This window comes from Vibrio sp. Vf1514, from assembly GCF_052076135.1.
In the GTDB taxonomy this organism is placed as follows: Bacteria; Pseudomonadota; Gammaproteobacteria; order Enterobacterales; family Vibrionaceae; genus Vibrio; species Vibrio furnissii.
In genome coordinates this window covers 819,699-845,938 of record NZ_CP197267.1, presented here as the reverse complement: position 1 = coordinate 845,938, position 26,240 = coordinate 819,699, and the positions used below count along the sequence as shown (strand labels likewise).

At 49.6% G+C, this 26,240-nt stretch carries 27 protein-coding genes; 16 read left to right on the top strand and 11 right to left on the bottom strand.

The features are described from left to right. Positions 1-53 precede the first annotated feature (53 nt). Positions 54-329, top strand: coding sequence for a SelT/SelW/SelH family protein (locus tag ACS18Q_RS03995; RefSeq protein ID WP_055467022.1), 276 nt, complete (start codon positions 54-56; stop codon positions 327-329). A gap of 67 nt (positions 330-396) precedes the next feature. Here the strand turns inward: ACS18Q_RS03995 and yfcE are convergent, their stop codons facing one another. The 5 genes from yfcE to ACS18Q_RS03970 are packed head-to-tail and all read right to left on the bottom strand — an operon-like array spanning position 397 to position 3,263. Then, positions 397-948, bottom strand: coding sequence for a phosphodiesterase (gene yfcE, locus ACS18Q_RS03990; RefSeq protein WP_441257406.1), 552 nt, complete (start codon positions 946-948; stop codon positions 397-399). A gap of 45 nt (positions 949-993) precedes the next feature. Then, positions 994-1,401 (bottom strand): CBS domain-containing protein, encoded by a 408-nt coding sequence (locus ACS18Q_RS03985; protein ID WP_004726681.1) that lies wholly within the window; start codon positions 1,399-1,401, stop codon positions 994-996. Then, positions 1,398-1,748: a P-II family nitrogen regulator gene (locus ACS18Q_RS03980; RefSeq protein WP_038151374.1), complete on the bottom strand. Its 351-nt coding sequence runs from the start codon at positions 1,746-1,748 to the stop codon at positions 1,398-1,400. The genes ACS18Q_RS03985 and ACS18Q_RS03980 overlap by 4 nt, the downstream gene beginning before the upstream one ends. Then, complete coding sequence (locus ACS18Q_RS03975; protein ID WP_441257405.1) at positions 1,738-2,532, bottom strand: DUF1538 domain-containing protein; 795 nt, start codon at positions 2,530-2,532, stop codon at positions 1,738-1,740. Before ACS18Q_RS03975 ends, ACS18Q_RS03980 begins: the two co-directional genes overlap by 11 nt. Next, on the bottom strand, positions 2,529-3,263 hold the full coding sequence (locus ACS18Q_RS03970; RefSeq protein ID WP_055467020.1) for a DUF1538 domain-containing protein: 735 nt from the start codon (positions 3,261-3,263) through the stop codon (positions 2,529-2,531). The genes ACS18Q_RS03975 and ACS18Q_RS03970 overlap by 4 nt, the downstream gene beginning before the upstream one ends. 186 nt (positions 3,264-3,449) lie before the next feature. Here ACS18Q_RS03970 and ACS18Q_RS03965 point away from each other — a divergent pair, with 186 nt between their 5' ends. From ACS18Q_RS03965 to ACS18Q_RS03945, 5 genes are all read left to right on the top strand, one after another. Continuing rightward, positions 3,450-4,364 (top strand): TIGR01777 family oxidoreductase, encoded by a 915-nt coding sequence (locus ACS18Q_RS03965; protein ID WP_395211820.1) that lies wholly within the window; start codon positions 3,450-3,452, stop codon positions 4,362-4,364. Between the two features lie 21 nt (positions 4,365-4,385). Continuing rightward, complete coding sequence (locus tag ACS18Q_RS03960) at positions 4,386-5,213, top strand: SDR family oxidoreductase (protein WP_014205549.1); 828 nt, start codon at positions 4,386-4,388, stop codon at positions 5,211-5,213. Between the two features lie 317 nt (positions 5,214-5,530). Continuing rightward, positions 5,531-6,385: a co-chaperone YbbN gene (locus ACS18Q_RS03955; protein WP_441257404.1), complete on the top strand. Its 855-nt coding sequence runs from the start codon at positions 5,531-5,533 to the stop codon at positions 6,383-6,385. Between the two features lie 148 nt (positions 6,386-6,533). Further along, a complete protein-coding gene (locus ACS18Q_RS03950) occupies positions 6,534-7,463 on the top strand; it encodes an SPFH domain-containing protein (protein ID WP_004726686.1) in 930 nt (309 codons plus the stop codon). Continuing rightward, positions 7,460-7,909, top strand: a complete 450-nt coding sequence (locus ACS18Q_RS03945; protein WP_004726687.1) for an NfeD family protein — start codon at positions 7,460-7,462, stop codon at positions 7,907-7,909. Before ACS18Q_RS03950 ends, ACS18Q_RS03945 begins: the two co-directional genes overlap by 4 nt. Positions 7,910-7,980: 71 nt before the next feature. Here the strand turns inward: ACS18Q_RS03945 and cueR are convergent, their stop codons facing one another. The 5 genes from cueR to zipA form a co-directional block, all read right to left on the bottom strand. Then, positions 7,981-8,385, bottom strand: a complete 405-nt coding sequence (cueR, locus tag ACS18Q_RS03940) for a Cu(I)-responsive transcriptional regulator (protein WP_038151384.1) — start codon at positions 8,383-8,385, stop codon at positions 7,981-7,983. A gap of 67 nt (positions 8,386-8,452) precedes the next feature. Further along, positions 8,453-9,262, bottom strand: a complete 810-nt coding sequence (locus ACS18Q_RS03935) for a DUF2057 family protein (protein WP_014205553.1) — start codon at positions 9,260-9,262, stop codon at positions 8,453-8,455. 101 nt (positions 9,263-9,363) lie between these two features. Beyond that, positions 9,364-10,464: a chitoporin gene (gene chiP, locus ACS18Q_RS03930; RefSeq protein WP_004726690.1), complete on the bottom strand. Its 1,101-nt coding sequence runs from the start codon at positions 10,462-10,464 to the stop codon at positions 9,364-9,366. 486 nt (positions 10,465-10,950) lie between these two features. Continuing rightward, positions 10,951-12,960 carry an NAD-dependent DNA ligase LigA gene (ligA, locus tag ACS18Q_RS03925; RefSeq protein WP_441257403.1) on the bottom strand — a complete coding sequence of 670 codons (2,010 nt, stop codon included), beginning with the start codon at positions 12,958-12,960 and terminating at the stop codon, positions 10,951-10,953. Positions 12,961-13,025: 65 nt separating this feature from the next. Further along, positions 13,026-13,889: a cell division protein ZipA gene (gene zipA / locus ACS18Q_RS03920; protein WP_158141013.1), complete on the bottom strand. Its 864-nt coding sequence runs from the start codon at positions 13,887-13,889 to the stop codon at positions 13,026-13,028. 240 nt (positions 13,890-14,129) lie between these two features. Between zipA and cysZ the strand changes: the two genes are divergently transcribed. From cysZ to crr, 5 genes are all read left to right on the top strand, one after another. Beyond that, entirely contained in the window at positions 14,130-14,876 is a 747-nt protein-coding gene (gene cysZ / locus ACS18Q_RS03915) for a sulfate transporter CysZ (protein WP_154180865.1), read from the top strand. A 158-nt stretch (positions 14,877-15,034) separates the two neighbouring features. Continuing rightward, complete coding sequence (gene cysK, locus ACS18Q_RS03910) at positions 15,035-16,003, top strand: cysteine synthase A (protein ID WP_055467013.1); 969 nt, start codon at positions 15,035-15,037, stop codon at positions 16,001-16,003. A 300-nt stretch (positions 16,004-16,303) separates the two neighbouring features. Further along, entirely contained in the window at positions 16,304-16,561 is a 258-nt protein-coding gene (locus tag ACS18Q_RS03905) for an HPr family phosphocarrier protein (RefSeq protein WP_014205558.1), read from the top strand. 137 nt (positions 16,562-16,698) lie between these two features. Then, positions 16,699-18,420 carry a phosphoenolpyruvate-protein phosphotransferase PtsI gene (ptsI, locus tag ACS18Q_RS03900; protein ID WP_441257402.1) on the top strand — a complete coding sequence of 574 codons (1,722 nt, stop codon included), beginning with the start codon at positions 16,699-16,701 and terminating at the stop codon, positions 18,418-18,420. A 108-nt stretch (positions 18,421-18,528) separates the two neighbouring features. Continuing rightward, complete coding sequence (gene crr, locus ACS18Q_RS03895) at positions 18,529-19,038, top strand: PTS glucose transporter subunit IIA (RefSeq protein ID WP_014205560.1); 510 nt, start codon at positions 18,529-18,531, stop codon at positions 19,036-19,038. 67 nt (positions 19,039-19,105) lie between these two features. Here the strand turns inward: crr and ACS18Q_RS03890 are convergent, their stop codons facing one another. After that, positions 19,106-20,257: a 2-octaprenyl-3-methyl-6-methoxy-1,4-benzoquinol hydroxylase gene (locus tag ACS18Q_RS03890; protein WP_038150608.1), complete on the bottom strand. Its 1,152-nt coding sequence runs from the start codon at positions 20,255-20,257 to the stop codon at positions 19,106-19,108. 296 nt (positions 20,258-20,553) lie between these two features. On the opposite strand from ACS18Q_RS03890, the gene miaB reads away from it, so the two are divergent. The 5 genes from miaB (at position 20,554) to lnt (ending at position 26,148) form a co-directional block, all read left to right on the top strand. Beyond that, on the top strand, positions 20,554-21,978 hold the full coding sequence (gene miaB, locus ACS18Q_RS03885; protein WP_004723902.1) for a tRNA (N6-isopentenyl adenosine(37)-C2)-methylthiotransferase MiaB: 1,425 nt from the start codon (positions 20,554-20,556) through the stop codon (positions 21,976-21,978). Positions 21,979-22,045: 67 nt separating this feature from the next. Next, the gene (locus ACS18Q_RS03880; protein WP_014205561.1) at positions 22,046-23,158 is read left to right on the top strand and encodes a PhoH family protein; all 1,113 of its coding nucleotides are present in this window, start codon (positions 22,046-22,048) and stop codon (positions 23,156-23,158) included. Beyond that, the gene (gene ybeY, locus ACS18Q_RS03875; RefSeq protein WP_004723908.1) at positions 23,155-23,619 is read left to right on the top strand and encodes an rRNA maturation RNase YbeY; all 465 of its coding nucleotides are present in this window, start codon (positions 23,155-23,157) and stop codon (positions 23,617-23,619) included. The genes ACS18Q_RS03880 and ybeY overlap by 4 nt, the downstream gene beginning before the upstream one ends. A gap of 73 nt (positions 23,620-23,692) precedes the next feature. After that, positions 23,693-24,568, top strand: coding sequence for a CNNM family magnesium/cobalt transport protein CorC (corC, locus tag ACS18Q_RS03870; RefSeq protein ID WP_004723910.1), 876 nt, complete (start codon positions 23,693-23,695; stop codon positions 24,566-24,568). A 44-nt stretch (positions 24,569-24,612) separates the two neighbouring features. Further along, positions 24,613-26,148: an apolipoprotein N-acyltransferase gene (lnt, locus tag ACS18Q_RS03865; protein WP_441257401.1), complete on the top strand. Its 1,536-nt coding sequence runs from the start codon at positions 24,613-24,615 to the stop codon at positions 26,146-26,148. The last annotated feature ends 92 nt before the right edge of the window (positions 26,149-26,240 follow it).

Here is a 26,240-nt window from a genome sequence, read left to right as displayed (position 1 = left end):
AGGAACTGACAGCCTCTTTCTTTAGCCAAACCGTAACATAGGGAAATGAATCCATGGAAAAAGCGCAAATTGACATCTACTACTGTCGTCAATGCAATTGGATGCTGCGTTCAACTTGGCTGACGCAAGAACTACTGCATACGTTCAGCGAAGAGATCGAGACCGTCACGTTGCACCCGGACACCGGTGGACGCTTTGAGATCTGGTGCAATGGCATACAAATTTGGGAACGCAAACACGATGGCGGTTTTCCTGAGGCCAAAGAACTCAAACAGCGCGTGCGTGATCTGATTGACCCTGAGCGCGATCTGGGTCATGTCGACCGTTAATCACGACCAAACAAAAGGGCACCGTCAAGTGCCCTTTTGCGTCTCTTTTCGATGCTCGAACACGACGTTACTCGTGGATCGCCACGCCAGCAATCACATCCCCAACAAAACTGCAGACTTCAAGTTTCCCTTGATGAAAACGACCAAAACTGGCAACAAATCCATCGCGCGGGAACGTCACTGAGCCCGGATTAAATAGATAATTGTACGTGTGTTTTTCCGCCACCGGAATATGCGTATGCCCATGGACCAACACATCCCCTTCACGCAGCGGTGGTTGCTGATTTTGATGATACAGATGCCCATGCGTCAGAAACATGCGTTGGCCGGATTCCAGTAACACCCAAGCGTAATCAGCCATCATCGGAAATGACAACAACATCTGATCCACTTCACTGTCACAGTTGCCTCGCACCGCAATGATGCGATCGGCGAATTCATTGAGTCGCGCCGCAACCGCCGGCGGATTGTACCCTTCAGGAATCGGGTTTCTCGGCCCATGATTCAAGATGTCACCAAGTAACACCAGCGTCTCAGCACCCGATTGCTGATACGCCTGCAAAACGCGTTCGGTGGCTGGCAGTGAACCGTGTAAATCTGAAGCAAAAAATAATTCCATTGCACACCTCTTGAATTAAACCCTCAGATTGTACGGTTTCTGCGGTTAATCGTCATCTCTTGCCATGCCGTTAATCACGATGTTGTTGTAGCTCACCATGCCAATCACGTTGCCCGCTTCAATGACCGGAGCGCGGCTGATGCCAAAACGCTCAAACAGGCGGGCACAATATTTGACATTCATCTCCGGCGACACGGTTAACGCAGGCTTGGTCATGATCTCGTAGATGTTGGTGCGTTTGGGCGACCGGTTCTTGGCCAATACTTTTTTGGCGATGTCATTCATGAGGACGATGCCAAATTCATCGTCCTCGTGCCGTTTGTTCACAATCAATGCTTTGACGTCGTGTTTTTTCGCCAAGCAAATGCCTTCATGCACCGTGGTTAACCCATCAACCATGACGTAAGTGTTGGCCATTACATCGCGCACGTGGATTTTGTCATCTCGGTTCATAGATTGTCCTCCACCACTTTGGTTAACGTCGCCACTTGATGAGCCACGCCTACCGCATCTTCAATATCAATCTGAATCGCAATCCCCTGCCCGGATTCCTGATCAAACTCACCCACCTCACAAATGGTTTCTAAAATATGCCGAGACAAATGCTCTTCCACCATCAGCAACACCACGTCTTTTTGCACATCGAGTGTCAAGCCGAAAAACGTGCGTTTTTTATTCAACCCTTCCCCACGAGCATTGTTGATCACGGTCGCGCCCGTCGCCCCGGCATCACGCGCGGCATCAAGTACGAGATCGGTTTTGCTGTCTTCTACAAACGCGAGTATCAGTTTAAACCTCATCATCTTGCTCCTTCAGATTGGCTTTTTGAGTCAGCCAGTGAGTGATTTGTGCATACCCCATGACCGACATCATGGGAAACAAGCTGGCAAAGGCAATTAAGCCAAAGCCATCGATCATCGGATTTCGTCCCGGTACCGTCGAGGCCAGCCCCAGCCCTAGCGCTGCAACGATGGGCACCGTCACGGTGGACGTGGTTACGCCGCCGGAATCATAGGCTAGCGGCACAATGAATTTGGGGGTGTAAAATGTTTGAATCACCACCACCACGTACCCGGCAATGATGTAGTAATGAATCGGGTCACCCACCACAATGCGGTAACTGCCCAGCGCGATGCCACAAGCCACGCCCAAGGCGACCGCAATGCGCAGGCCATGCACGCTAATGCTTCCCCCCGACACCTGATTGGCTTTGATCGCCACCGCAATCAAGGAGGGTTCTGCCACCGTGGTGCTAAATCCGATCAGAAACGCGAACAAGTAGACCCAGTAATAATCTATCCATTCGAGGCTTTGGCCGACGCTCAAACGAAATTCCGCTAAAAATTGCGGATCCGTCAATTGACGCGCCATGGTTTTCCCCAGCGGAAACAGCGCCAATTCCAACCCAAGTAGAAACAGCGATAAACCCAGAATCACATACCCGAACCCCATCACGATCTTGACCGGATGCGTCAGCGGTTTTCGCAATACCGCGAACTGAAAACCGAAGATGATGACAGCGATCGGAAACACATCCAGAACCGTCGACACGAGGGTATTGAAAAAATCAACGCTGCTGATCATGCCACCACCATGCCAAAGACCATGACAAACATCATCGGTAACAACGAAGCAAAGGCGATCAAGCCAAATCCATCCAACATCGGATTGCGCCCTTTAATCGACGAGGCTAACCCCACCCCCAAGGCCGTGACCAATGGCACAGTGATGGTGGATGTTGTAACGCCCCCCGAATCGTAAGCGATGCCAATAATCGAAGCTGGCGCAAACGCCGTCAGGATCACAACCCCCACGTACCCAAACGCGATCATGTAATGCATTGGCCAGCCGCGCAGAATGCGCAGCACGCCAATGACAATCGCGAACCCGACCGACAACGCCACCGTGAGGCGTAACCCCTGCGCATAATCGTGCCGAGCGTTGAGGGAATCGGCAATCATGCCGCCTTGTGCCGCCACATTGGCCGCTTCCTCTGCCACAGCAGTGAGTGCAGGCTCGGCAATGGTGGTTCCAAAGCCGAGGCAAAACGCAAACACCAACAACCAAAACAGGCTGCCTTTGCGAGCAAACGCCTGCGCCATGGATTCCCCAATCGGGAACAGCCCCATTTCCAAACCAAAAATAAAAAACGTCAACCCCAAGACCACCAGTACTAATCCGCTCAACACGTTCAGCAGATGGGGCAAAGGTTCTTGCAGAACACACAACTGAAAGAATGCAATGACCAACACGATCGGCATCAAATCGCGCAAACTGTTCAACATCGCTTTGAGTAACGCCAACGCTCCGGTCATAGTCGCTCCGATACATTTCCTTACACTTATCATGGCAAAGGATAATCAGGCGTGATGTGACGTGGTTTACGAGGTGGGCAAAAAGTCATCAAAGGTTAAAAAACAGAATGTTGGCAGTTGTCGTAGATTCCCTTAAGCTGAACGGCAGACCACGGCGGCTATACTTAAGCCAAGTAAGGAGGCGGCATGAAAATATTGATCACGGGTGGAACTGGCTTTATCGGGCGTGAGCTGATCAAGTTACTGATGACGCATGATTTGGTCGTCCTGACTCGCAATCGCGCTCAAGCCAAGGCAACGCTGGCACATGTGCACAATGAGAAGTTGGCATTTATCGACACACTGGATGATCTGCATGATCTCAACCCTTATGATGCGGTGATTAACTTGGCGGGCGAACCCATTGCCGACAAACGTTGGACGTCACGTCAAAAGCAACGCATCTGCGATAGCCGCTGGATCCTCACCGAACGACTGGTAGAACTGATTCACGCCAGCACTAAACCGCCTCACGTGTTGATCAGCGGTTCCGCGGTCGGTTATTACGGCGATCAGCAAGGCCACCCATTTGATGAAAGCCTGCAGGTGAAATCGAGCCGATTTTCTCATCACGTCTGTGAAACTTGGGAGCAAATCGCCCTGCGAGCCCAATCCGATCGCACGCGCGTGTGCTTATTGCGCACAGGGGTGGTACTTGCGCCAGAAGGTGGCGCATTGAAAAAGATGTTACCGCCCTACCGCCTAGGTTTGGGGGGGCCTATCGGAACTGGCGATCAATACATGCCTTGGATACATATGAACGATATGGTGAAAGGCATTGTCTATGTGTTGGAAACGGAACATGCGCAAGGGCCATTTAATCTGTGTGCGCCGCATCCCGTGACCAATCGAGTTTTCAGCCGCAGCTTGGCGGCAACGCTCAAAAAACCACACCTATTGACCACGCCGAAGTGGGCCATCACGCTATTGATGGGGGAAGCCAGTGAACTGCTGTTTGACAGCATGCGCGCCAAACCCAAAAAGCTGACCGAATTGGGTTTTCAATTCTCCTATTCACGCATCGAACCCGCACTCCGGCACTTACTACAACATCAGGCTTAACGCTTTTCACTTGGATATATGATGACGCACTCAATTTTGATCACCGGCTGCTCCTCCGGCATTGGTTATATGGCGGCCACCGAGTTGCACCAACGCGGCTATCAGGTCATCGCCTCTTGCCGCAAAGCAGAAGACGTTGCCCGCCTTCAAGCGCAAGGGCTGACGTGCATTCAACTCGATTTAAACGATGAACACAGCATTCGTGAAGGTGTTCAACAGGCACTAGAACTCTCTCATCATCAACTCTACGCCGTATTCAATAATGGCGCTTATGGGCAACCGGGCGCCTTGGAAGATTTACCAACCGATGCATTACGTGCGCAGTTTGAAACCAATTTCTTTGGCTGGCACACCTTAACAACCGCGCTCTTGCCGCATTTTCGCCAGCAAGGTCATGGTCGCATCATCCAAAACAGTTCCATCCTAGGGTTTGCCGCCATGAAATACCGCGGTGCGTATAATGCATCCAAGTTCGCGCTTGAAGGTTGGACGGACACCGTGCGCCTCGAACTCAAAGACAGCGGCATACACATCAGTTTAATTGAACCCGGCCCCATCGAAACACGATTTCGCGCCAATGCGCTGGCTGCATTTCAGCGCTGGATCCCCATTGAACACTCCGTGCATAGTGCGCAGTATCGCGCGCAATTGGCGCGATTGGGCAACGAGAAATCCGGTAACGCATTTGTGTTACCAGCAGAAGCCTGCCTCGCTCCCCTGCTGCATGCACTGGAATCACCACGGCCTCGACTACGCTATCGCGTCACAACGCCGACCAAAGTGTTTGCGGTGCTCAAGCGGCTCCTTCCGGGTCGAACCTTAGACAAACTGCTCAACAAAGCAGCATAAATTTATAATCTTGTCATTAATGCGTAACAATTCGATGTCATGCTTCAACTCACAGTGAAACCATTCACGACGAACGACTTTGGCATTGCATTGGGTACCACCGTTATGACATTAAACCAATGGAATTGGCTCAGTGTTAGCGTAACGCTGACGCTCTTGATCCTTTTATAGCATCTTTGCTTGCTGGCTCTTCGGAGCACCCAAAAGCCGCCACTAGGCGGCTTTTGGGTTTTCTGGCTGTGACGGACGTCCACACCTTGTGTTTTGAAATCATGCCCCCATTTATGAGGAAAAGCGCAAGCGTAAAAGGAATCATCATGCAATCACCTCATATGACTGACGTCACCCAACACAACTTTCGCGAAGTTCTTGAACGTTCGGCATCCACACCGATCCTGTTCTATTTCTGGGCTCCCATGAGTGAAGAAAGTGCTCAAATGATCCCAGCACTGCAACAACTCACTCAGCAATATGAGGGGGCGTTTCAGTTGGCACAATTGAATTGCCAAGAAGAACAAGCCATTGCGGGTCAATTTGGTATTCAAGCACTGCCCACCATCGCCCTGTTCATCAACGGTCAGCCGGTCGACGGTTTGGGCGGTCCACAACCTATTGCTGCCATTCAGGCCATGCTGGATCGTCATTTGCCCAGTCAAGATGAGCGCACATTGCAACACGCCTTAATGCTGGTTCAAAACCAGCAACACGCAGAAGCCTTGCCGCTGCTGTTATCGCTCAGTGAGGAGTGGAAACGAAAAGGGGACGCCAAACTGGCGCTGGCCGATTGCTTCCTTGCCACGCAGCAGTTTGATGCCGCCAAAGTGGAACTGTCTGCCATTCCACTGGAATACCAAGATGGCTACTACAAGAGCCTGATGGCGAAACTGGAACTGCATGAACAAGCGGCGGACAGCCCTGAAATTCAAGCCTTAGAAACCGCATTTGCCCAAAACGACAGTGACGCGAAAGTGGCGGTTGAACTCGCCACACAATATCATCAAGTCCAACGCGATGAAGAAGCACTGGAGCTGCTGTGGTCGTTCCTTAAACGCGACCTAAATACACTCGATGGCGACATGAAAAAAATCTTCATGGATATTCTCAATGCGCTTGGCCAAGGCAATAGCATCGCGAGCCGCTACCGCCGCCAGTTGTATTCACTCCTCTACTGATAATTTTATCTTAAACATCATATTCTTAAGGCAGGTATTTCCTGCCTTATTTTTTGCGACAACTCCAATCATTCATCACAATACGTTGTGAGTCTTGCGGTTATCATTCACACTTTAGCCATTCATCAACACTCAGAAAGGAAACGTCATGGCCGTAGATTCATTCGTCGCAATCGGTATTTTTGTCTTCGTGGTGATCGCGTTCATCGCCTCCGCCGTGAAGACCGTCCCCCAAGGGAACAACTGGACCGTGGAGCGATTTGGACGCTACACCCACTCACTCAAGCCGGGCCTGAATGTCATCATGCCGTTTATCGATCGCGTCGGTAAAAAGATCAACATGATGGAACGTGTCCTCGACATTCCCGCTCAAGAAGTCATCAGTAAAGACAATGCCAATGTGGTCATCGATGCAGTCTGTTTTGTGCAAGTGATTGATGCCGCCAAAGCAGCATATGAAGTGAACGATTTGGAAAACGCCATTCGTAATCTGACCTTGACCAACATGCGGACCGTTTTGGGGTCCATGGAGCTTGATGAGATGCTCAGCCAACGTGACATGATCAATACCAAGCTTCTATCGATTGTCGACCAAGCGACCAACCCTTGGGGGGTCAAAGTCACTCGGATTGAAATCAAAGATGTACAGCCCCCCGCAGACCTCACCTCCGCCATGAATGCCCAAATGAAAGCCGAACGTGAAAAGCGCGCCTCAATCTTGGCTGCAGAAGGGGTTCGTCAAGCAGAAATTCTTCGTGCCGAGGGACAAAAGCAGTCAGAAATCCTGCGTGCTGAAGGTGAAAAACAAGCCGCGATTTTGCAAGCTGAAGCGCGCGAACGTGCCGCCGAAGCGGAAGCAAAAGCGACAGAGATGGTGTCCAATGCCATCGCCAAAGGTGACATGCAAGCCGTGAATTACTTTATTGCTCAAGGTTACACCGATGCGTTGAAGTCCATCGGGCAGGCAGAAAATGGAAAAATCATCATGCTCCCGTTAGAAGCCACCGGATTAATGGGATCGGTTGCCGGAATTGCAGAAATGTTTAAACAAACCAACACGAAGAAGGTGGACCATTGATCGACTGGATATTGGCATTGAACCACTGGCATTGGCTCGCGCTCGGGCTCGTACTGCTTGCCGCAGAGCTACTGGGCACGGCAGGTTACTGCTTATGGCTTGGGCTTTCCGCCCTGCTGGTGAGTGCACTTTTAATTTGGATTCCGATCAGTTGGCAGCTGCAATGGTCGGCGTTTGCCGCATTCTCGCTGATCACCACTTGGCTTTGGTGGCGCCGTCAACTCAGCCGCGATACACAAGGAGATGCGCAGCGAAACTTAAACCAAAAGCAAAAGCAACTGATCGGTCAAAGTGCAACCGTCTCCGATGCTGTGCCAGCCGGTCAATTTCGACTGCCATTGGGCGATACCACGTGGATTGCTGAATGTGAACAGGCCCTTGAAGCCGGCCAGCGTGTGGTGGTGGTCGATGTGGATGGCACGATTCTTAAGGTCGAACCGAAATAGAAGCACCAATGCTCGACGTTGTACGGAGACGAGTCAACACGCAAAAAACAAAAGGCCCGCTGGGCCTTTTGTCATGAATGGTGGCAACAGTGTCCTTTCAAATCATCAATGATCGGACATTCACTATTTTCATCGCCAGGGCATTCTCGAATCCACGCTTCCAGTTGCTCTTTAATCAGCGTTAATTCCTGCAATTTGAGTGTCACTTGCTTCAATTTTACCTGCGCTCGCTCTTTGACTGCCGAGCTACTGCGCTCCGGATCATTGGCCAATGCCAACATCGCTTTGCACTCATCGAGCGTAAAACCAACACGCTTGCAGCGAGCGATCAATAACAAATCATCGACATGACTCTGACCATAGTTGCGGTAACCATTCTCTGAACGCAGCGGCGGTTGTATCAATCCCTTCTCTTCATAAAGACGGACCGATTTCGCTGTCAACCCAGTGCGTTTGGCCACTTCACTAATGTTCATCATTGCTTTCTCTCGACAATAAAAAAGGCATGGTCAACACCATGCCTCTTCTTGACTTCGTTGGCAATTATTCTTGGCTGATCAACCAAGATAAAATACCCGCTTTCTGGGTTTTATCCGCTTTTTCGTACCAGTAAGCCATCATGTCCAACGCTTTGCTTTCGCTATTCATGGCTTGTTTCACTTCAGCACGGTTGCTAAACGCCCAGTCGGCAAACTGTTTGCGTTCTGCATCGGAGCCTTCATTGAACCAGTATTGCACCATTTCCTCTGGCTTGCTGACTGGTGCCGCCACGACCACAGGGGCCGGCGTAGCAACTTGCACGGTCGCTTGTGGCGCCACTTGGTTTAACGAGCCTTGCAGCTGTGCTTCACGCTGCACGGCATTCACATATCCAGACGCGATCGTAAAACCCGTCACGACGCGAGAGGCGCCTGAGCGCAGTTCGAATTGCAGATCAGCGCTGGTTGCAAGATCATCATTGGAAATAGGGAAGCTGATATATTGTGTCACCACGCAGTGCTCAGAGCACATACTTTTGGAAGGTTGGTCCACGCGCAGCTTTTGCGTCTGGCCATTGAACAATACGGACGCATATTCATCGTATGATTCAAACGTCGTGACTTCGACATAAACAAACGTCTCAGGCGCCTTTTGCTCAAGACGTGGGTAATTTGCCACGATAGCGACCGACGCCTGAACCACATCCGGTCCTTTAATCGCCTGTGTCGCTGGTGTGTATGATTTACTTTTAACCTGAACAAAATTGTATCGCTGATTCACCGAATCAACGACATCATCAAAATTGCTGCTGGAATCCAAAGCTGAACAGGCCGAAAGAATGAATGGAGCAGCGACAAGTAATAATTTACGCATAATTATCTACAACCTTATGTTTAGTCAGCACTGAATTAAAATTTTTGTGATGAAAACGCTGGCATGAGCCAGCGTTTTATCAGTGTGAGACAAAATACGAATTAGAAACCGTACTCTAGACCTACGCGAGTCACGATATCAGTGTCTTTGTCTGAAGTGAAGTCAGAGCGAGCGGCAACACGTACGTAAGGAACGAAACCGTTAATCACACCCATCACCTGACCAGACAGAATGTTATTTGCATCATCCTGTTTTACGCCATCGATTTTAGAATCCAGGTTCGCGGCATAACCGATTTTGATCCCAAGAGGACCATTCCAGTATTGACCCACGATAGAGAATGAATCTTGCTTGTGCTTACGAATGCCGTTGTCTAGTTCTTCACCTTTAAATGCCGCTGCCAGACCAAAGCCTGCAGGTAGGCTCGCTTCAAAACCAACTAGGTAAGCAAAGGTGTCGTCATCGTAACCGGCAACAACTGGGTTTTGAACGGCAGTCCCTGTATTATCAAGTTCCCAGTCACCACCTGTCTCTGCAACCACACGCGTACCGGATTCAACTGCACCCAAAAGCGTGATTTTTTCGAAGCTGTAACGAGCATTGGCACCAAAGAAGTTTGCATCACGAGTTGCTGCACCGCCGCCGTTGTCATTGTCATCACGACCAACCGATGCCGCAAATGAGAAGCCACCAAATTTAGGTGAATCGTAGCGAATTTGGTTTGATTGACGATCGTAGTGAGCGTTGATACCGCCCCAGTCAAAGGCTGCACCCAGACCTGGGTTCGAGAAAGGCCAGTCAACGATTTCGTATAAAGGAGTCAGAACACGACCAACACGAACGTTACCCCAATCGCCTGAAGCGCCGATGTAAGTATCACGGAAACCTAGCACACCGCCAGATACGCCGCCGTGGCCCCAGTCAGTACTATCAACATAACCAGATTCGATCTGCATGGTTACTGTAAAGTTTTCAAACATCTCTTTGTGTGCACGGAAACCGATACGAGATTCGTTTTCTAACACATAACCTGAACTATCATCACGATTGTCTGTTGTGTTGTAGTTCACAACCGACATTGCTGCCACACCGTAAACATCAACGTTAAAGTCAGAGTTCACACCAACTTCTTTAGCCATCAGACCAGTAGAAGCAAGAGCAACTGCCGCACCGATTACAGTGCGTTTAAACATTTTGTCCATGGAAAACTCCTAAAAAATAGATATAGCTGTTTTGTCATTTTCTCCCCCAAAGTTGGCCGCCGAGGGGAAGTCAAATTTCCTTACCAGAGTCTCAATCCGAGTCTCTCAAGTATCTGCATACACTGGGTGTATCCATGGTGATAAGACTAACTTCACCGAGTAAAACATCAACGAGAACTTAATTTTCGACTAAAAAAATATGAGCCACGACAAACTTTGCTCCAGTAAGTGATCAAGATCTAAATCTTATTTTTATTTTTATGAATGAAAATAAATCAAGTTAAATCAATGACTTAAATTTTTAGACAAGTTAATTTTATTGAAGTGCGTCGCATTGATGCGACAATGAAGATGACAAGACGAGAGATTGCTGCATTCAGGTGTAGGAAAAATGAATCAAATTCATTCGATATAGATTAGTTATTTCTCCTTAATAAAAAACCCCAAGCCTCACGACCTGGGGTTCATATAATGATGTAAAATTGTTCAGCGGATCATCGCGATCAAATCTTGTTCGTCGCGAATTTCAATCCCCAGCTCTTGCGCTTTAGCGAGTTTCGAGCCAGCAGCTTCCCCCGCAAACAAAATGTCCGTATTTTTGGAAACGCTGCCAGTCACTTTGGCACCCAGTGCTTGTAATGCAGCCTTCGCATCACTCCGTGAAAGCTGAGACAACGTTCCGGTCAACACCACGACTTTCCCCGCCAGTGGTTGTGGTTCATCGTCTGTTTTAGGCGCAATCGCCTGCCAGTGAATTCCCAGAGCGATCAGCTCTTCGACAACTTTTTGGTTCCGTTCTTGCGCAAAAAAAGCATGAACATGACTGGCCACGATGGTGCCCACGTCTGGCACTACTATCAGTTGTTCAATCGTCGCTTCGCGAATGGCATCCAGCGTTAGAAAATGGTGTGCTAAGTTCATCGCCGTGGCTTCCCCAACCTCACGAATCCCCAAAGAATATAAGAAGCGCGGCAATGTGGTGGCTTTTGCAGTGTTTAACGCATTGACAATATTCTGCGCCGATTTCGGCCCCATACGCTCCAAAACCGTCAGCTCACCAGCACGTAATCGGAACAAATCCGCCGGCGTCGACACCATCTCTTTGTCCACCAGTTGTTCAATCACTTTGTCTCCCAACCCATCCACATCCAGGGCTTTTCGAGAAACAAAATGCTTCAGGGCTTCTTTGCGCTGCGCCTGACACACCAATCCACCACTACAACGCGCGACAGCTTCGCCTTCGACCCGTTCAACATCCGATTGGCAAACTGGACACTGTGCTGGAAAAAGAATCTCACGCACGGTCTCCGGGCGCAGTTCATTGACGACAGAAACGATCTGCGGAATGACATCACCAGCACGGCGGATCACCACCGTATCACCGATTTTTACGCCCAAACGCTCAATTTCATCCGCATTGTGCAGTGTCGCATTGCTGACAGTGACCCCACCAACAAACACGGGTTCGAGTTTGGCCACCGGCGTGATGGCGCCAGTACGACCCACCTGAAATTCCACATCATTGAGCACCGTCATCTCTTCTTGTGCGGGGAATTTGTAAGCGATCGCCCAACGCGGCGCACGCGCCACAAAGCCCAGTTGTTCTTGCAGCGCAATGTCATCCACTTTGATCACCACGCCATCAATTTCATACGGCAGTTCGCTGCGACGCGTCATGATGTCTTGGTAATACGCTTTTACCTCGTCTAGAGATGCAACGCGTTTTGTCTCTGGACTCATTGGAAGCCCCCAGCCTTTCAGCTGTAAGAAACGCTCATAATGGCTATCGACCAGTGTGCCGCCTTGAATCACACCCACGCTGTAGGCATAGAACGCTAACGGGCGTTTCGCAGTGATACGAGAATCCAACTGGCGCAGGCTGCCTGCCGCGGCATTTCGTGGGTTCACAAACACTTTTTCGCCTTTTTTGAGCGCTTCCGCATTCATTTTCTCAAACCCAGCTTTGGGCATGAAAACTTCACCACGCACTTCAATACGCGTCGGCCAACCGGTGCCTTGCAACCGCAACGGAATCGATTTGATGGTACGCACGTTCTCAGTAATATTTTCACCCGTGGTGCCATCGCCACGTGTTGCCGCCTGCACAAGGACACCATCCACATACAGTAAGCTGACCGCGAGACCATCCAATTTCGGCTCACAGCAAAACTTAGCCGTTTTCGCCGCCAAAACGCGATCGCCCATGCGGCGATGGAAGCTGTTCAATTCATCATCATCAAACGCGTTGTCCAGCGACAACATGGGGATTTCATGCGTCACTTGTTCGAAACCGGCCAGCGGTGCACCGCCGACGCGCTGGCTTGGTGAGTCCGGCGTCACCAGCTCTGGATGTTGCGCTTCTAAATCCAGTAATTCACGCATCAAACGGTCATATTCCGCATCAGGAATCGTAGGGTCGTCTTCGACGTAGTAACGTATCGCATGGTAATGCAGTGTATCTTTGAGTTCGGTTAATCGTTGCTCTACGTTTTGCATGGTTGGTGTATCTCTCGAATCAAGAAAAAAGGCTCCGACATGGAGCCTTTGTTAAATCAATTTTATTACGCGTGTGCTTTTTTGGCGCGAAAATCGGTGATCTGCTTTCGGTATGCCGCAAGGCGATCAGGCGTCATCAAGTTACGTGCATCATCCAGCACATTGGCCCCTAAATCGTCAGCCACTTGCTGAGCGGTTCTGAGCATCATCTTGAAGTTCTGATCGGGTTCACCGAAACATGGCAAAGTCATAAAGAAAGAAATGCCTTTGGTGGTGAAGTCTGCCGGATCGTCGTGCTTTAGCGTCCCCGGATGCATCATATTCGCCACACTGAACAACACTTTGCCAGTGCCCGATAGATCCGAATGACGATGGAAGATATCCATTTCACCGTACAACAAGCCGTTTTGTTGCAAGCTATCAAATAACTTCGTGCCCACAAACGGCTCATTGCCTGCACAGTGCACATTGAGCACAATCACCTGCATTTCATCTTCTGCTGGCTCTTGCGCTACCGCTGCTTGCGGTGGCTCAACGCTGGCCTCTTCCACAACATCGTGCTGCGGCGCTTCATCTTTCACTGCCGAAAACGCAGGGACATCATCCACTTCGCGTTCATCCACTTGAACGACGGGCTCTTCAGCAACCGGCGTTTCATAACCGGCAATCAACGGATCCACTTCTGGAGACTCGTTCAGGCCGAAGTCGGGTTCTTTACGATCTTTGCGAATAATTTCGTAATCGTCTTCTGGCGCAAATGCGCGTGAAGTCGTGACCTCATCCTCTTCCCGTTCAACGTCTATTCGACCCAGCGGTTTATCACCAAACTTAGATTTCCCTTCTTTTTTACTGGTCCACAGACCATGAAATAGCAAAGCGGCTATCGCTAGCGCGCCAACAATAATGAGTACGAATCGCAATTCCTGCATCTTAAACTCTCAGTTTCTCGATTTTTGATGTCTGAGCTTCAACGCTTGTCGTGACGTTTGCCAAGGTAGGTTTTATCGGCTTATCCGGCTACTTTACCAAAAGTCTTACCCTATTTAGAACAACTTAATGTTAGAAGTTGCGCTTATGATGTGATTTTTACCACGCTTTTATTCCTCAATGGCTTCGATACAATAGACAATCACTTAAGTTCAATCAGCCCATTGCTCACGGAATATACTATGCAAGCTCAACCACGCTCAGGCTTAGGCTACTTCTTTTACGGGTTCGATATCGCCGTATCCCCCGGAATTCGCCGATTTGTCCTGATGCCCTTACTGGCCAACATTCTGTTGGTTGGTGGCGCGCTTTACTACCTGTTTTCACACCTTGATAGCTGGATCAACAACTGGATGGGACAGATTCCCGACTGGCTATCTTGGCTCAGTTATCTCTTATGGCCCTTGTTGGTCATCACGATTTTGGCCACTTTCTCCTACTTTTTCAGTACCCTCGCTAACTTCATTGCAGCGCCGTTCAATGGCCTCCTCGCCGAGAAAGTCGAAGAAAAACTCACCGGGCAAAAAGTTAATGATGATGGCGTAATGGCCGTGGTGAAAGACGTGCCAAGAATCATGTCACGTGAATGGCGTAAGCTGGTTTACGTACTGCCAAAAGCCATTGGTCTGTTTATCCTGCTGCTGATCCCCGCGCTCGGTCAAACGTTAGGTCCGATTCTGTGGTTTATTTTCACCGCTTGGATGTTAGCCATTCAATATTGTGACTACCCGTTCGACAACCATAAAGTCAGCTTCAACGACATGCGTAACAGTTTGAAACAAAAACAGGGGAAGGCGTACACCTTTGGCATGTTGGTGTCTGTGTTGACCACCATTCCCATCATTAACCTGTTTGTGATGCCTGTTGCCGTGTGTGGTGCAACTGCGATGTGGGTCCACGAATTCAGAGGGCAATATGTGAGCCGATAGGCATTTCAGCAGCGCAAGTTGCTGAAATCTATTTCAATACCTATAAGTTATAACTTTTTAATCCTTTTACCTTTTTCACCGAGCACATATGCTCTATCGGTATCCACTAATGTATCGCTTTATCGATACCAAAACGTGCGTAATGAAGGAACATCACAATGAGCAAAATTTACGAAGACAACTCTTTAACCATTGGTAACACACCACTGGTTCGCCTGAACAAAGTCAGCAAAGGCAAAGTCCTAGCAAAAATCGAAGCACGTAACCCTAGCTTCAGCGTGAAATGCCGTATCGGCGCCAACATGATTTGGGATGCTGAAAAACAAGGCAAACTAAAACCAGGTATCGAACTTGTTGAGCCAACCAGTGGCAACACCGGTATTGCACTCGCCTTCGTTGCTGCAGCGCGCGGTTACAAACTCACGCTAACCATGCCGGAGTCCATGAGCCTTGAACGTCGTAAACTGCTGAAAGCGCTGGGCGCGAACCTTGTGCTGACAGAAGCGGCAAAAGGGATGAAGGGCGCCATTTCAAAAGCAGAAGAAATCGTCGCAAGCAACCCAGAAAAATACCTACTACTTCAACAGTTCGACAACCCTGCCAACCCAGCGATTCACGAAAAAACCACCGGTCCTGAAATTTGGGATGCTACCGATGGCCAAGTGGACGTTTTCGTTGCCGGTGTCGGTACTGGTGGTACGCTGACGGGCACAAGCCGTTACATCAAAGGCGAAAAAGGCAAAGCCATTGTCTCTGTGGCGGTTGAACCAGCAGAATCTCCAGTCATCAGCCAAGCACTGGCTGGCGACGAAATTAAACCGGCGCCACACAAAATTCAGGGCATCGGTGCAGGTTTCATCCCTGGCAACCTTGATTTAGAGCTGATTGACCGCGTAGAAACCGTTACGTCCGATGAAGCAATTGAAATGGCTCGTCGCCTGATGGAAGAAGAAGGCATCCTGGCTGGCATCTCATCTGGCGCTGCCGTCGTTGCCGCAAACCGTCTTGCAGAACTTCCTGAATTTGAAGGAAAAACTATCGTAACTATCCTGCCAAGTTCAGGTGAACGTTACTTGAGTACCGCACTGTTTGCCGGCATTTTTACTGAGAAAGAAAACCAACAGTAACCTGTGGTGAAATCAATTTTTCGTTTAAAAAAGCCCCATACAGGGGCTTTTTTGTTGATCCTAGCCTCACCTTTGGTAATATCAGGCATGTTTTATTTCTAGCTTCAAAATAAAGAAGCGGACAAGATTAGATTCGATGGCTCACGTTCGCAGTTGCGTATGAAAGCGATTGATTATTTTTAGATCAGTATCAGTTCTGACACGAAAAGCCCGTTACTGAACTAGCAGAAACGAGCGGTTGCGGTTAAGCTAATTCTGGTTAACAAACTTACAAAAAATAAATTAATTGGGGTATAAAACATGTACGAGAAGCAAGTAGAAATCACTGCAGAAAACGGTCTTCACACTCGTCCAGCTGCACAGTTCGTTAAAGAAGCAAAAGCATTCGACGCGGACATCACTGTGACTTCTAACGGTAAAAGCGCTAGTGCAAAAAGCCTATTCAAACTTCAAACTCTAGGCCTAGTTAAAGGCACTGTAGTGACTATCTCAGCAGAAGGTGCGCAAGCGAAAGAAGCGGTTGATCACCTCGTTGCTCTAATGGACCAACTTCACTAATTCGGTTCTTCCTTCGTCAAAGCCATTTTGCCCTGCAAAGTGGCTTTGTTGGAAATAACCCGAAGAATACGCTACAAATAATCGTTAGCGACGTCCATTTATCTCCCGTTTACAGTTGACCAATTTAAGGTAAGGCTATGATTTCAGGCATCCTAGCATCTCCTGGTATTGCTATTGGTAAAGCACTACTACTTCAAGAAGATGAAATTGTCCTAAACACTAACACCATTTCTGATGCTCAAGTTGACGCTGAAGTTCAGCGCTTCTACGACGCGCGCAACAAATCTGCAGCGCAACTGGAAGTGATCAAACAAAAAGCACTTGAAACATTTGGTGAAGAAAAAGAAGCCATCTTCGAAGGCCACATCATGCTGCTTGAAGATGAAGAGCTAGAAGAAGAAATTTTAGCGCTCATCAAAGATGAAAAGCTGACAGCAGACAACGCGATTCACACCGTGATTGAAGAGCAAGCAATGGCTCTTGAGTCTCTGGACGATGAATACCTTAAAGAACGTGCAACAGATATCCGCGATATCGGTTCTCGTTTCGTGAAAAATGCCCTTGGCATCAACATTGTGTCTCTCAGCGACATCAATGAAGAAGTGATTCTAGTTGCGAACGACTTGACCCCATCTGAAACAGCGCAAATCAACCTGACTTACGTTCTGGGTTTTGCATGTGACATCGGCGGTCGTACGTCTCACACTTCAATCATGGCTCGTTCTCTGGAACTGCCAGCGATCGTTGGTACCAACGATATCACTGCAAAAGTGAAGAATGGCGATATGCTGATTCTTGACGCAATGAACAACAAAATCATTGTGAACCCAACTGCAGAAGCGCTGGAAGAAGCGAAAGCGGTGAAAGCAGCTTTCCTTGCAGAAAAAGAAGAGCTGGCAAAACTGAAAGATCTGCACGCAGAAACACTAGACGGTCACCGTGTAGAAGTTTGCGGCAACATCGGTACCGTGAAAGACTGTGACGGCATCACTCGCAATGGCGGTGAAGGCGTTGGTCTGTACCGTACAGAATTCCTGTTCATGGATCGCGACGCGCTACCAACTGAAGAAGAACAGTACCAAGCGTACAAAGAAGTCGCAGAAGCCATGGCCGATCAAGCAGTGATTATCCGTACTATGGATATCGGCGGCGACAAAGAGCTGCCATACATGGACCTACCAAAAGAAATGAACCCGTTCCTAGGCTGGCGTGCTGTACGTATCAGCTTGGATCGTCGTGAAATTCTACGTGATCAGCTACGTGGTATCCTACGTGCATCAGCACACGGCAAACTGCGTATCATGTTCCCAATGATTATCTCTGTTGAAGAAATTCGTGCGCTGAAAGCAGCAATCGAAGAGTACAAAGCAGAACTGCGTTCAGAAGGTCTGGCATTCGACGAAAACATCGAAATCGGTGTGATGGTTGAAACGCCAGCAGCAGCTGCAATCGCTCACCACCTTGCGAAAGAAGTGTCATTCTTCTCCATCGGTACGAACGACCTGACTCAGTACACACTGGCAGTCGACCGCGGTAACGAAATGATTTCGCACCTGTACAACCCACTGTCTCCAGCAGTGCTGACGGTTATCAAACAAGTGATTGATGCGTCACACGCAGAAGGCAAATGGACAGGGATGTGTGGCGAACTCGCAGGTGATGAGCGCGCAACCCTTCTCCTGTTGGGTATGGGTCTAGATGAGTTCTCAATGAGCGGCATCTCTATCCCTAAAGTGAAGAAAGTCATCCGTAACTCTAACTTCGCTGAAGTGAAAGCGATGGCAGAAGAAGCACTTTCTCTACCGACGGCAGCAGAAATTGAAGCTTGCGTTGAAAAATTCATCGCAGCAAAAGCTTAATAATCTGTGAATACCAATGACATAGACGACTAAAAGTAGTCGTCTATTGTTTTTGATTGGTATACTATACTTCGACAGAATAAATCTAAACGTTAGGAGCATGACACAATGGGTCTGTTTGACAAACTTAAGAAGCTAGTCTCTGACGACAGCGCTGACGCGGGTGCAATTGAAATCATCGCACCACTTTCCGGTGAAATTGTAAACATCGAAGACGTGCCAGATGTCGTGTTTGCTGAGAAAATCGTTGGTGATGGTATCGCTATCAAACCAGCGGGCAACAAAATGGTAGCTCCTGTAAACGGTACTATCGGTAAGATCTTCGAAACGAACCACGCGTTCTCAATCGAATCTGACGATGGCGTTGAGCTTTTTGTTCACTTCGGTATCGACACCGTTGAACTGAAAGGCGAAGGCTTCAAACGTATCGCTGAAGAAGGTCAATCAGTGAAAGTGGGCGACACTATCATTGAATTCGATCTGGCTCTGCTGGAAGAGAAAGCGAAATCAACTCTGACTCCTGTTGTTATTTCTAACATGGACGAAATCAAAGAGCTGAACAAACTGTCTGGTTCTGTGACAGTGGGTGAAACTCCAGTTCTGCGTGTAACTAAATAATTTAGTCTGCATTCATAAAAAACGCTGCGATATCGCAGCGTTTTTTGTTTGTGTTCGATGCACCAGGCTATAACCCCAACGCATAGCGCAGCACCTGCTCTTTCACAGGGCCCGCATGTTCAGCAAGTTTCAATGCTGCATTGCGCACCAGTTTCAAAGGTGCCATATCATTGCTAAACGCTTTATAGAAAACATCCATCCCCGTTTGCATCAACAGATTGTCCGGACGTCGACGGCGCTCGTAACGCTGGAACTGCGCCAGAGTCAGCGCGTCTTGCCCTTGCGTTACATCCAACAAAGCGGCCACATCTTTGAACCCCAAGTTAACGCCCTGCCCTGCCAGCGGATTAATGGTGTGCGCAGAATCGCCAACCAAAACACAGCGATGTTGCACATAACGTTGCGCGTGACGGCGTGTGAGCGGAAAAGCGCCATGCTGCAGCACGGTGACATCGCCCAGCTCTGCGGGAAAGTGCGTGACAATCTCGTGTTTGAGTTGCACCGAATTCATTTGGCTCAACTGTTTGATACGCTGCGGCGCGTCATACCACACCAGCGATGCCTGATGGCCGCTCAACGGCAAGAAAGAACGCGGACCCGAAGGAAAGAACTGCTGCCAAGTGACATCTTGTTGTGGCTTTTCGGTCTCAACGTTAATCAGCATACAATGCTGACGATAATCCCACGCCGTGACGCCAATACCAGCCACATCGCGCACGCGTGAATTCGCGCCATCGGCGCCAATAATCCATTCGCAATGCAAAACCACGCCCGATTGCAACGTCACCGCATGGGTTTCACCCAAAGTGATGTCTTTGAGCGTATCGGGACAAAACAGTGTCACATTGGGGTAATTCGCAAACTGTTCCCACAACCCCAGTTGGATCAAGCGGTTTTCCACCATGTAACCCAATTGCGCCAACCCCAGCGATTCACTGGAAAATCGAGTGCGACACTCCGGGTGCTCCCACGTTTCCAAACCACGATACGGACAGACACGCTTGGCGACAATTGCATCCCAAGCGCCCAATGAGGTCAACAAATCCACCGACGTTTGAGAGATGGCGGAAATACGAACATCCATCGGCTGTGATGGGTCATAGGGCTGAGGCTCATAGCCTTCGACCACGGCCACTCGGCGACCTTGTTTAGCAAATCCAATCGCGGCCGCAGCACCAACCATGCCGCCACCAATCACCACGATGTCAAAATCATTCATCATTACTACTTCTGTTTTGGCTGAGTTACACGCAAGTTATTGTACGTAGCGGGACTTTTTTTGCGAACGATTTTGTTGAAAAACCTTGGCCCAAGCAGGGTAAAAATCCAGAAGCCACAATGGTTACAAGAGATTTAGTGCGATCACTGGTCACTGATAAGTGAAAGCAGTACAATACGCCGCTTACCGCCGTGAGGGCGGCTAAAATTTAGTCATCAGAAACCCATTTCCGATGACATTCTGGAAACACTGGGCGATTTGCTCCCTTAATTTAAACTAACGATCGAGCGAACAACATGAGTAAAAAACTGCTAATCAAAACCTGGGGCTGCCAGATGAACGAATACGATTCATCAAAAATGGCCGACCTGCTTAACGCTACAAACGGCTATGAGCTGACTGAAGAGCCAGAGGAAGCAGACGTACTACTACTGAACACCTGTTCGATTCGCGAAAAAGCGCAAGAAAAAGTCTTCCACCAGCTTGGCCGTTGGAAAACACTGAAAGACAAAAAGCCAGGCGTGGTGATCGGCGTAGGCGGCTGTGTGGCCACTCAAGAAGGTGACCACATTCGTGATCGTGCCCCTTTTGTCGACGTCATCTTTGGCCCACAGACGCTACACCGTCTGCCAGAAATGATTAAACAGTCACAATCTGACGATGCGCCGGTGATGGATATTTCTTTCCCGGAAATCGAAAAATTCGACCGTCTGCCGGAACCACGCGCAGAAGGTCCAACAGCCTTTGTCTCTATTATGGAAGGCTGTTCAAAATACTGCACATACTGCGTCGTGCCGTACACACGTGGTGAAGAAGTCAGCCGTCCAATGGACGACGTGCTGTTTGAAATTGCACAACTGGCTGAACAAGGCGTCCGTGAAGTCAACCTGCTGGGTCAAAACGTGAACGCTTACCGTGGTCCAATGCACGATGGTACCATCTGCTCATTTGCAGAATTGTTGCGTCTCGTGGCCTCAATCGATGGCATCGACCGAATTCGCTTTACCACCAGCCACCCGCTGGAGTTCACTGACGACATCATCGCCGTGTACGAAGACACGCCAGAATTGGTGAGCTTCCTGCACTTGCCAGTTCAAAGCGGCAGTGACCGCATTCTGACCATGATGAAGCGCCCGCACACAGGCATCGAGTACAAGTCGATCATCCGTAAGCTGCGTAAAGCGCGCCCTGACATTCAGATCAGCTCTGACTTCATCGTTGGCTTCCCTGGCGAGTCGGATAAAGACTTCCAAGACACCATGAAGCTGATCCGCGATGTGGATTTCGACATGAGCTTTAGCTTTATCTTCTCTCCTCGCCCGGGAACACCGGCGGCTGATTACCCATGTGATCTGACCGAGGAAACCAAGAAAGAGCGCCTGTACGAACTGCAACAGCAAATCAACGCTCAAGCGATGCGTTTCTCGCGCTTGATGATGGGAACCGAGCAACGTATTTTGGTGGAAGGCCCTTCGAAGAAAAACCTGATGGAACTTCGTGGTCGTACAGAAAACAACCGTGTAGTAAACTTTGAAGGACCGGCCGAACTCATCGGTCAGTTCGTCGATGTGAACATTGTTGATGTATTCCCGAACTCTTTGCGTGGTGAACTCGTACGAACAGAACAAGAGATGAACCTACGTGTGGTCACTTCCCCAACGGAAATGATGGCCAAAACGCGACGCGAAGATGAGCTGGGAGTCGCTACTTTTACTCCATAAGCTCGTATAAACTGTCATGGATGCCCGGTCGAAATCGGGCATCTGGATGACACACTGAGAGGCTAATTTGAGCAATAAAATCGTTACTTTAGAGATCAATCTCGAACCTTCAGATAACCGCCGTCTAGCCAGTCTGTGCGGCCCATTCGATGACAACATCAAGCATTTAGAACGTCGTTTAGGCGTTGAAATCAACCATCGCAGCAACTATTTTACCATCGTCGGCAAAGCCCATACTGCCGCCGCTGCGCTTGAGATCATCAAAACTCTGTACGTCGATACGGCGCCCGTGCGCGGTCAAATCCCGGATATTGAACCCGATCAAATTCATTTGGCGATCAAAGAAACGGGCGTACTGGAACAGAACACCGAATCAGCCATCGCACATGGCAAAGAAGTATTCGTCAAAACCAAAAAAGGCGTGATCAAACCGCGGACACCGAACCAAGCACAATACCTGGTGAACATGGTGACGCACGACATCACCTTTGGGATTGGCCCTGCAGGGACCGGTAAAACGTATCTGGCCGTTGCCGCAGCTGTTGATGCATTGGAGCGTCAAGAAATTCGCCGCATTCTGCTGACTCGTCCTGCGGTCGAAGCCGGTGAAAAACTGGGCTTCCTACCCGGAGATCTGAGCCAGAAAGTGGACCCTTACTTGCGCCCGTTGTACGACGCGCTGTTTGAAATGCTCGGTTTTGAACGCGTGGAAAAACTGATTGAGCGCAACGTGATTGAAGTGGCTCCGCTGGCGTACATGCGTGGTCGTACGTTGAACGATGCTTTCATCATTCTCGACGAAAGCCAAAACACCACCGTCGAACAGATGAAAATGTTCCTGACGCGTATTGGCTTTAACTCGCGTGCCGTGATTACGGGTGACGTCACTCAGATTGACTTGCCACGCGGCGCGAAATCAGGCCTGCGTCATGCAATTGAAGTGCTGAGCGATGTGGATGAAATCAGCTTCAACTTCTTCCAAGCCGACGACGTTGTGCGCCACCCTGTGGTTGCCCGTATCGTCAATGCGTACGAAAAATGGGAAGCACAAGACCAGAAAGAGCGCAAAGAGTACGAGAAGCGTCGCCGTGAAGAACGCGAATCCAAACTGCTTGAAATGCAAAAAGCCGAATTCACAGCGCCACAAACGAATGCCTTAGAGGAATCGGGTGAATCATGAGTATTGAACTCGATTTACAACTGGCGGCCGCCAGCGAAGACGGTCTGCCAACACGCGAACAATTTGCCACTTGGCTGCAAACGGCCATCGTGCCTTTTCAGCCTCAGGCAGAAGTGACCATTCGCATTGTTGATGAACCAGAAAGTCATCAACTCAATCTCGAATATCGCGGCAAAGACAAGTCAACCAACGTGCTGTCTTTCCCGTTTGAAGCGCCTCCGGGCATCGAGATGGACCTGCTGGGCGACTTGGTAATTTGCCGTCAAGTGGTTGAGCGAGAAGCCGTTGAACAAAATAAGCCGCTGCTAGCACACTGGGCGCATATGGTTGTACATGGTAGTCTTCATCTGCTAGGTTATGACCATATCGAGGATGACGAAGCTGAAGAAATGGAGTCCCTCGAAACCGAAATCATGCAAACGATGGGGTTTGAAGACCCCTATTTAGCGGAGAAAATCTAGTTCACGCACCACCGTGCCGTGAACTGACATGTGAGCTATCACACATCTGATAGCGTTATTGAATAGAGAAACAATGAACGAAGATAATTCGCAGAATTCTGACGGTCCGAGTAGAAAGTCCTTCTTTGAACGCCTAGGTCAGTTATTTCAGGGAGAACCCAAGGATCGCCAAGAGCTGGTTGATGTGATCCGCGACTCTGAAGTCAATGACCTGATTGACCACGACACCCGCGACATGCTGGAAGGGGTCATGGAAATTGCTGAGATGCGCGTCCGGGATATCATGATCCCGCGCTCTCAGATGGTCACCATCGAACGTACAGATAATCTGGACGCGCTGGTTGCACTGATTACCGATGCTCAGCATTCACGCTACCCGGTGATCAGCGAAGACAAAGACCATGTCGAAGGCATTCTGCTTGCGAAGGACTTACTTAAATACTTGGGTTCCAACAGCTCCCCGTTCGATATTGAAGAAGTGATCCGCCCAGCCGTGGTGGTTCCGGAAAGCAAACGCGTCGATCGCCTGTTAAAAGAGTTCCGTGAGGAACGATATCACATGGCGATTGTCGTAGATGAGTTCGGGGGTGTCTCTGGTCTGGTGACCATTGAAGACATTCTGGAAGAAATCGTTGGCGATATCGAAGATGAATTCGACGACGAAGAACAACTCGACATCCGTAAACTCAGCAAACACACCTACGCGGTGAAAGCGCTGACCACCATCGAAGAGTTTAACAACACCTTCGGCACACGCTTTAGTGATGAAGAAGTGGATACGGTGGGCGGATTGGTGATGACCGCATTTGGTCACTTACCAGCACGGGGTGAAGTGGTTGAAATTGATCGTTACAATTTTAAAGTCACTGCCGCGGACAACCGTCGAGTGGTTCAACTTCAAGTCACCATTCCCGATATGGAAGCTCTTCCGGAGATCGCCGAAGAGTAGTTCGAATCCCCTCTTACTCCGTAAGAGCATCAGAAAAGTTGCAGATGACGAATATTTTCAATCATCGCCTCATGCGGCCGCTTGCGGCCGCTTTTGTTGGCGCGCTGACCACCCTAGCGTTTGCTCCCTATCAGATCTGGCCACTGGCCATTCTCAGCCCATGCTTGTTACTCCTGTTGTTACATGGTCAATCCACCAAGCGGTCGGCTTGGATCGGGTATGCCTGGGGATTGGGTCAGTTTGGGTTTGGCATCAGTTGGGTCCACGTCAGCATCGACACTTTTGGCGGCATGCCCAAGATTGCCAGCCTGTTTTTGATGGCGCTGCTGGTTGGTTATCTGGCCATTTACTCAGCCCTGTTTGCTTGGTCACTCAATCGATTTTTCCCCACCTCAAACCGTAGCAAACTGTTGCTGGCGGCACCGGTGCTGTGGCTGATTTGCGATTGGCTGCGCGGCTGGGTCATGACGGGCTTTCCGTGGCTATGGCTGGGCTACAGCCAAATCGACAGCCCACTGGCTAACTTCGCACCACTTGGTGGCGTAGAACTGCTGACGCTGGTCGTCCTACTGTGCGCAGGCAGTTTGGCGCTGGCGTGGCAGAAAAAAAGCGTGCTGTTGCTGGTGATTCCCGCGGTGCTGTTTGCAGTGGGATACGGCCTGAATGCCGCACAATGGGTGACCCCTCAGCCACAGCGCACCACCAAGGTGGCCTTGATTCAAGGCAACATCGATCAAGCGCTCAAGTGGTTACCCAGCCAACGCTGGCCCACCATCATGAAGTACACCGATCTAACGCGTGAAAACTGGGATGCCGATATCGTCATCTGGCCCGAAGCGGCGATTCCAGCGTTTGAATTTGAAATTCCGGCCTTTTTACGTAATCTCGATTCCGCTGCGCGCATGAACCACAGCGCGTTGCTGACCGGCATCCTCAATCAAGATGACAACAAACGCTACTTCAACAGCATCTTGGCGCTCGGCGAAACACCAAACGGCGATTATCACTACGATTTAGCGCAACGTTTCCACAAGCACCATCTGCTGCCATTTGGCGAATTTGTGCCGTTTGAAAGCATTCTACGCCCATTGGCTCCGTTCTTTAACTTGCCCATGTCTTCGTTCAGCGAAGGGGATTACGTTCAGCCAAACATCATGGCCAACGGCCATGCATTGGCACCGGCACTGTGCTACGAAATCATCTTCAATGAACAGGTACGCGCCAACGTCGCCGATGAGACCGATTTTCTACTCACCTTGTCAAATGACGCTTGGTTTGGTCGTTCAATAGGCCCGCTACAACACATGGAAATCGCACGAATGCGCGCGCTGGAGTTAGGCAAACCGCTGATTCGTTCCACCAACAATGGCCTGACGGCAGTCACCGACTACCAAGGCCGCATTACTGCGCAGTTGCCGCAGTTTGAAACCGGTGTGCTACGTGCCGAGATGGTGCCAACACGAGGTCAGACGCCGTATCACACACTGGGCAGTTGGCCGCTGTATCTCTGGACGCTGTTTGGTTTGGTTGCCGCGCTGGTGATTCAACGTCGCACCCCGAATCAATCCGCATCGGCATGAGTCAACGCATCCATGCTGATGAAAAAAGAGTCCCTTGGGACTCTTTTTTTGTGGTTGTTCAACCGGTCCTCGACTACGGTTTCAGCACCACC

Excerpts from the sequence above, each read along its gene's own strand:
- crr (WP_014205560.1), top strand. The coding sequence starts at position 18,529 with ATGGGTCTGTTTGACAAACTTAAGAAGCTAGTCTCTGACGACAGCGCT.
- ACS18Q_RS03890 (WP_038150608.1), bottom strand. The coding sequence starts at position 20,257 with ATGAATGATTTTGACATCGTGGTGATTGGTGGCGGCATGGTTGGTGCT.
- ptsI (WP_441257402.1), top strand. The coding sequence starts at position 16,699 with ATGATTTCAGGCATCCTAGCATCTCCTGGTATTGCTATTGGTAAAGCA.
- ACS18Q_RS03975 (WP_441257405.1), bottom strand. The coding sequence starts at position 2,532 with ATGATCAGCAGCGTTGATTTTTTCAATACCCTCGTGTCGACGGTTCTG.
- ACS18Q_RS03995 (WP_055467022.1), top strand. The coding sequence starts at position 54 with ATGGAAAAAGCGCAAATTGACATCTACTACTGTCGTCAATGCAATTGG.
- lnt (WP_441257401.1), top strand. The coding sequence starts at position 24,613 with ATGACGAATATTTTCAATCATCGCCTCATGCGGCCGCTTGCGGCCGCT.
- ACS18Q_RS03935 (WP_014205553.1), bottom strand. The coding sequence starts at position 9,262 with ATGCGTAAATTATTACTTGTCGCTGCTCCATTCATTCTTTCGGCCTGT.
- ybeY (WP_004723908.1), top strand. The coding sequence starts at position 23,155 with ATGAGTATTGAACTCGATTTACAACTGGCGGCCGCCAGCGAAGACGGT.
- zipA (WP_158141013.1), bottom strand. The coding sequence starts at position 13,889 with ATGCAGGAATTGCGATTCGTACTCATTATTGTTGGCGCGCTAGCGATA.
- ACS18Q_RS03960 (WP_014205549.1), top strand. The coding sequence starts at position 4,386 with ATGACGCACTCAATTTTGATCACCGGCTGCTCCTCCGGCATTGGTTAT.
- cysK (WP_055467013.1), top strand. The coding sequence starts at position 15,035 with ATGAGCAAAATTTACGAAGACAACTCTTTAACCATTGGTAACACACCA.
- ACS18Q_RS03980 (WP_038151374.1), bottom strand. The coding sequence starts at position 1,748 with ATGAGGTTTAAACTGATACTCGCGTTTGTAGAAGACAGCAAAACCGAT.
- chiP (WP_004726690.1), bottom strand. The coding sequence starts at position 10,464 with ATGGACAAAATGTTTAAACGCACTGTAATCGGTGCGGCAGTTGCTCTT.
- cueR (WP_038151384.1), bottom strand. The coding sequence starts at position 8,385 with ATGAACATTAGTGAAGTGGCCAAACGCACTGGGTTGACAGCGAAATCG.
- ACS18Q_RS03955 (WP_441257404.1), top strand. The coding sequence starts at position 5,531 with ATGCAATCACCTCATATGACTGACGTCACCCAACACAACTTTCGCGAA.
- ligA (WP_441257403.1), bottom strand. The coding sequence starts at position 12,960 with ATGCAAAACGTAGAGCAACGATTAACCGAACTCAAAGATACACTGCAT.
- ACS18Q_RS03950 (WP_004726686.1), top strand. The coding sequence starts at position 6,534 with ATGGCCGTAGATTCATTCGTCGCAATCGGTATTTTTGTCTTCGTGGTG.
- yfcE (WP_441257406.1), bottom strand. The coding sequence starts at position 948 with ATGGAATTATTTTTTGCTTCAGATTTACACGGTTCACTGCCAGCCACC.
- ACS18Q_RS03905 (WP_014205558.1), top strand. The coding sequence starts at position 16,304 with ATGTACGAGAAGCAAGTAGAAATCACTGCAGAAAACGGTCTTCACACT.
- ACS18Q_RS03970 (WP_055467020.1), bottom strand. The coding sequence starts at position 3,263 with ATGACCGGAGCGTTGGCGTTACTCAAAGCGATGTTGAACAGTTTGCGC.
- cysZ (WP_154180865.1), top strand. The coding sequence starts at position 14,130 with ATGCAAGCTCAACCACGCTCAGGCTTAGGCTACTTCTTTTACGGGTTC.
- ACS18Q_RS03965 (WP_395211820.1), top strand. The coding sequence starts at position 3,450 with ATGAAAATATTGATCACGGGTGGAACTGGCTTTATCGGGCGTGAGCTG.
- ACS18Q_RS03985 (WP_004726681.1), bottom strand. The coding sequence starts at position 1,401 with ATGAACCGAGATGACAAAATCCACGTGCGCGATGTAATGGCCAACACT.
- corC (WP_004723910.1), top strand. The coding sequence starts at position 23,693 with ATGAACGAAGATAATTCGCAGAATTCTGACGGTCCGAGTAGAAAGTCC.
- miaB (WP_004723902.1), top strand. The coding sequence starts at position 20,554 with ATGAGTAAAAAACTGCTAATCAAAACCTGGGGCTGCCAGATGAACGAA.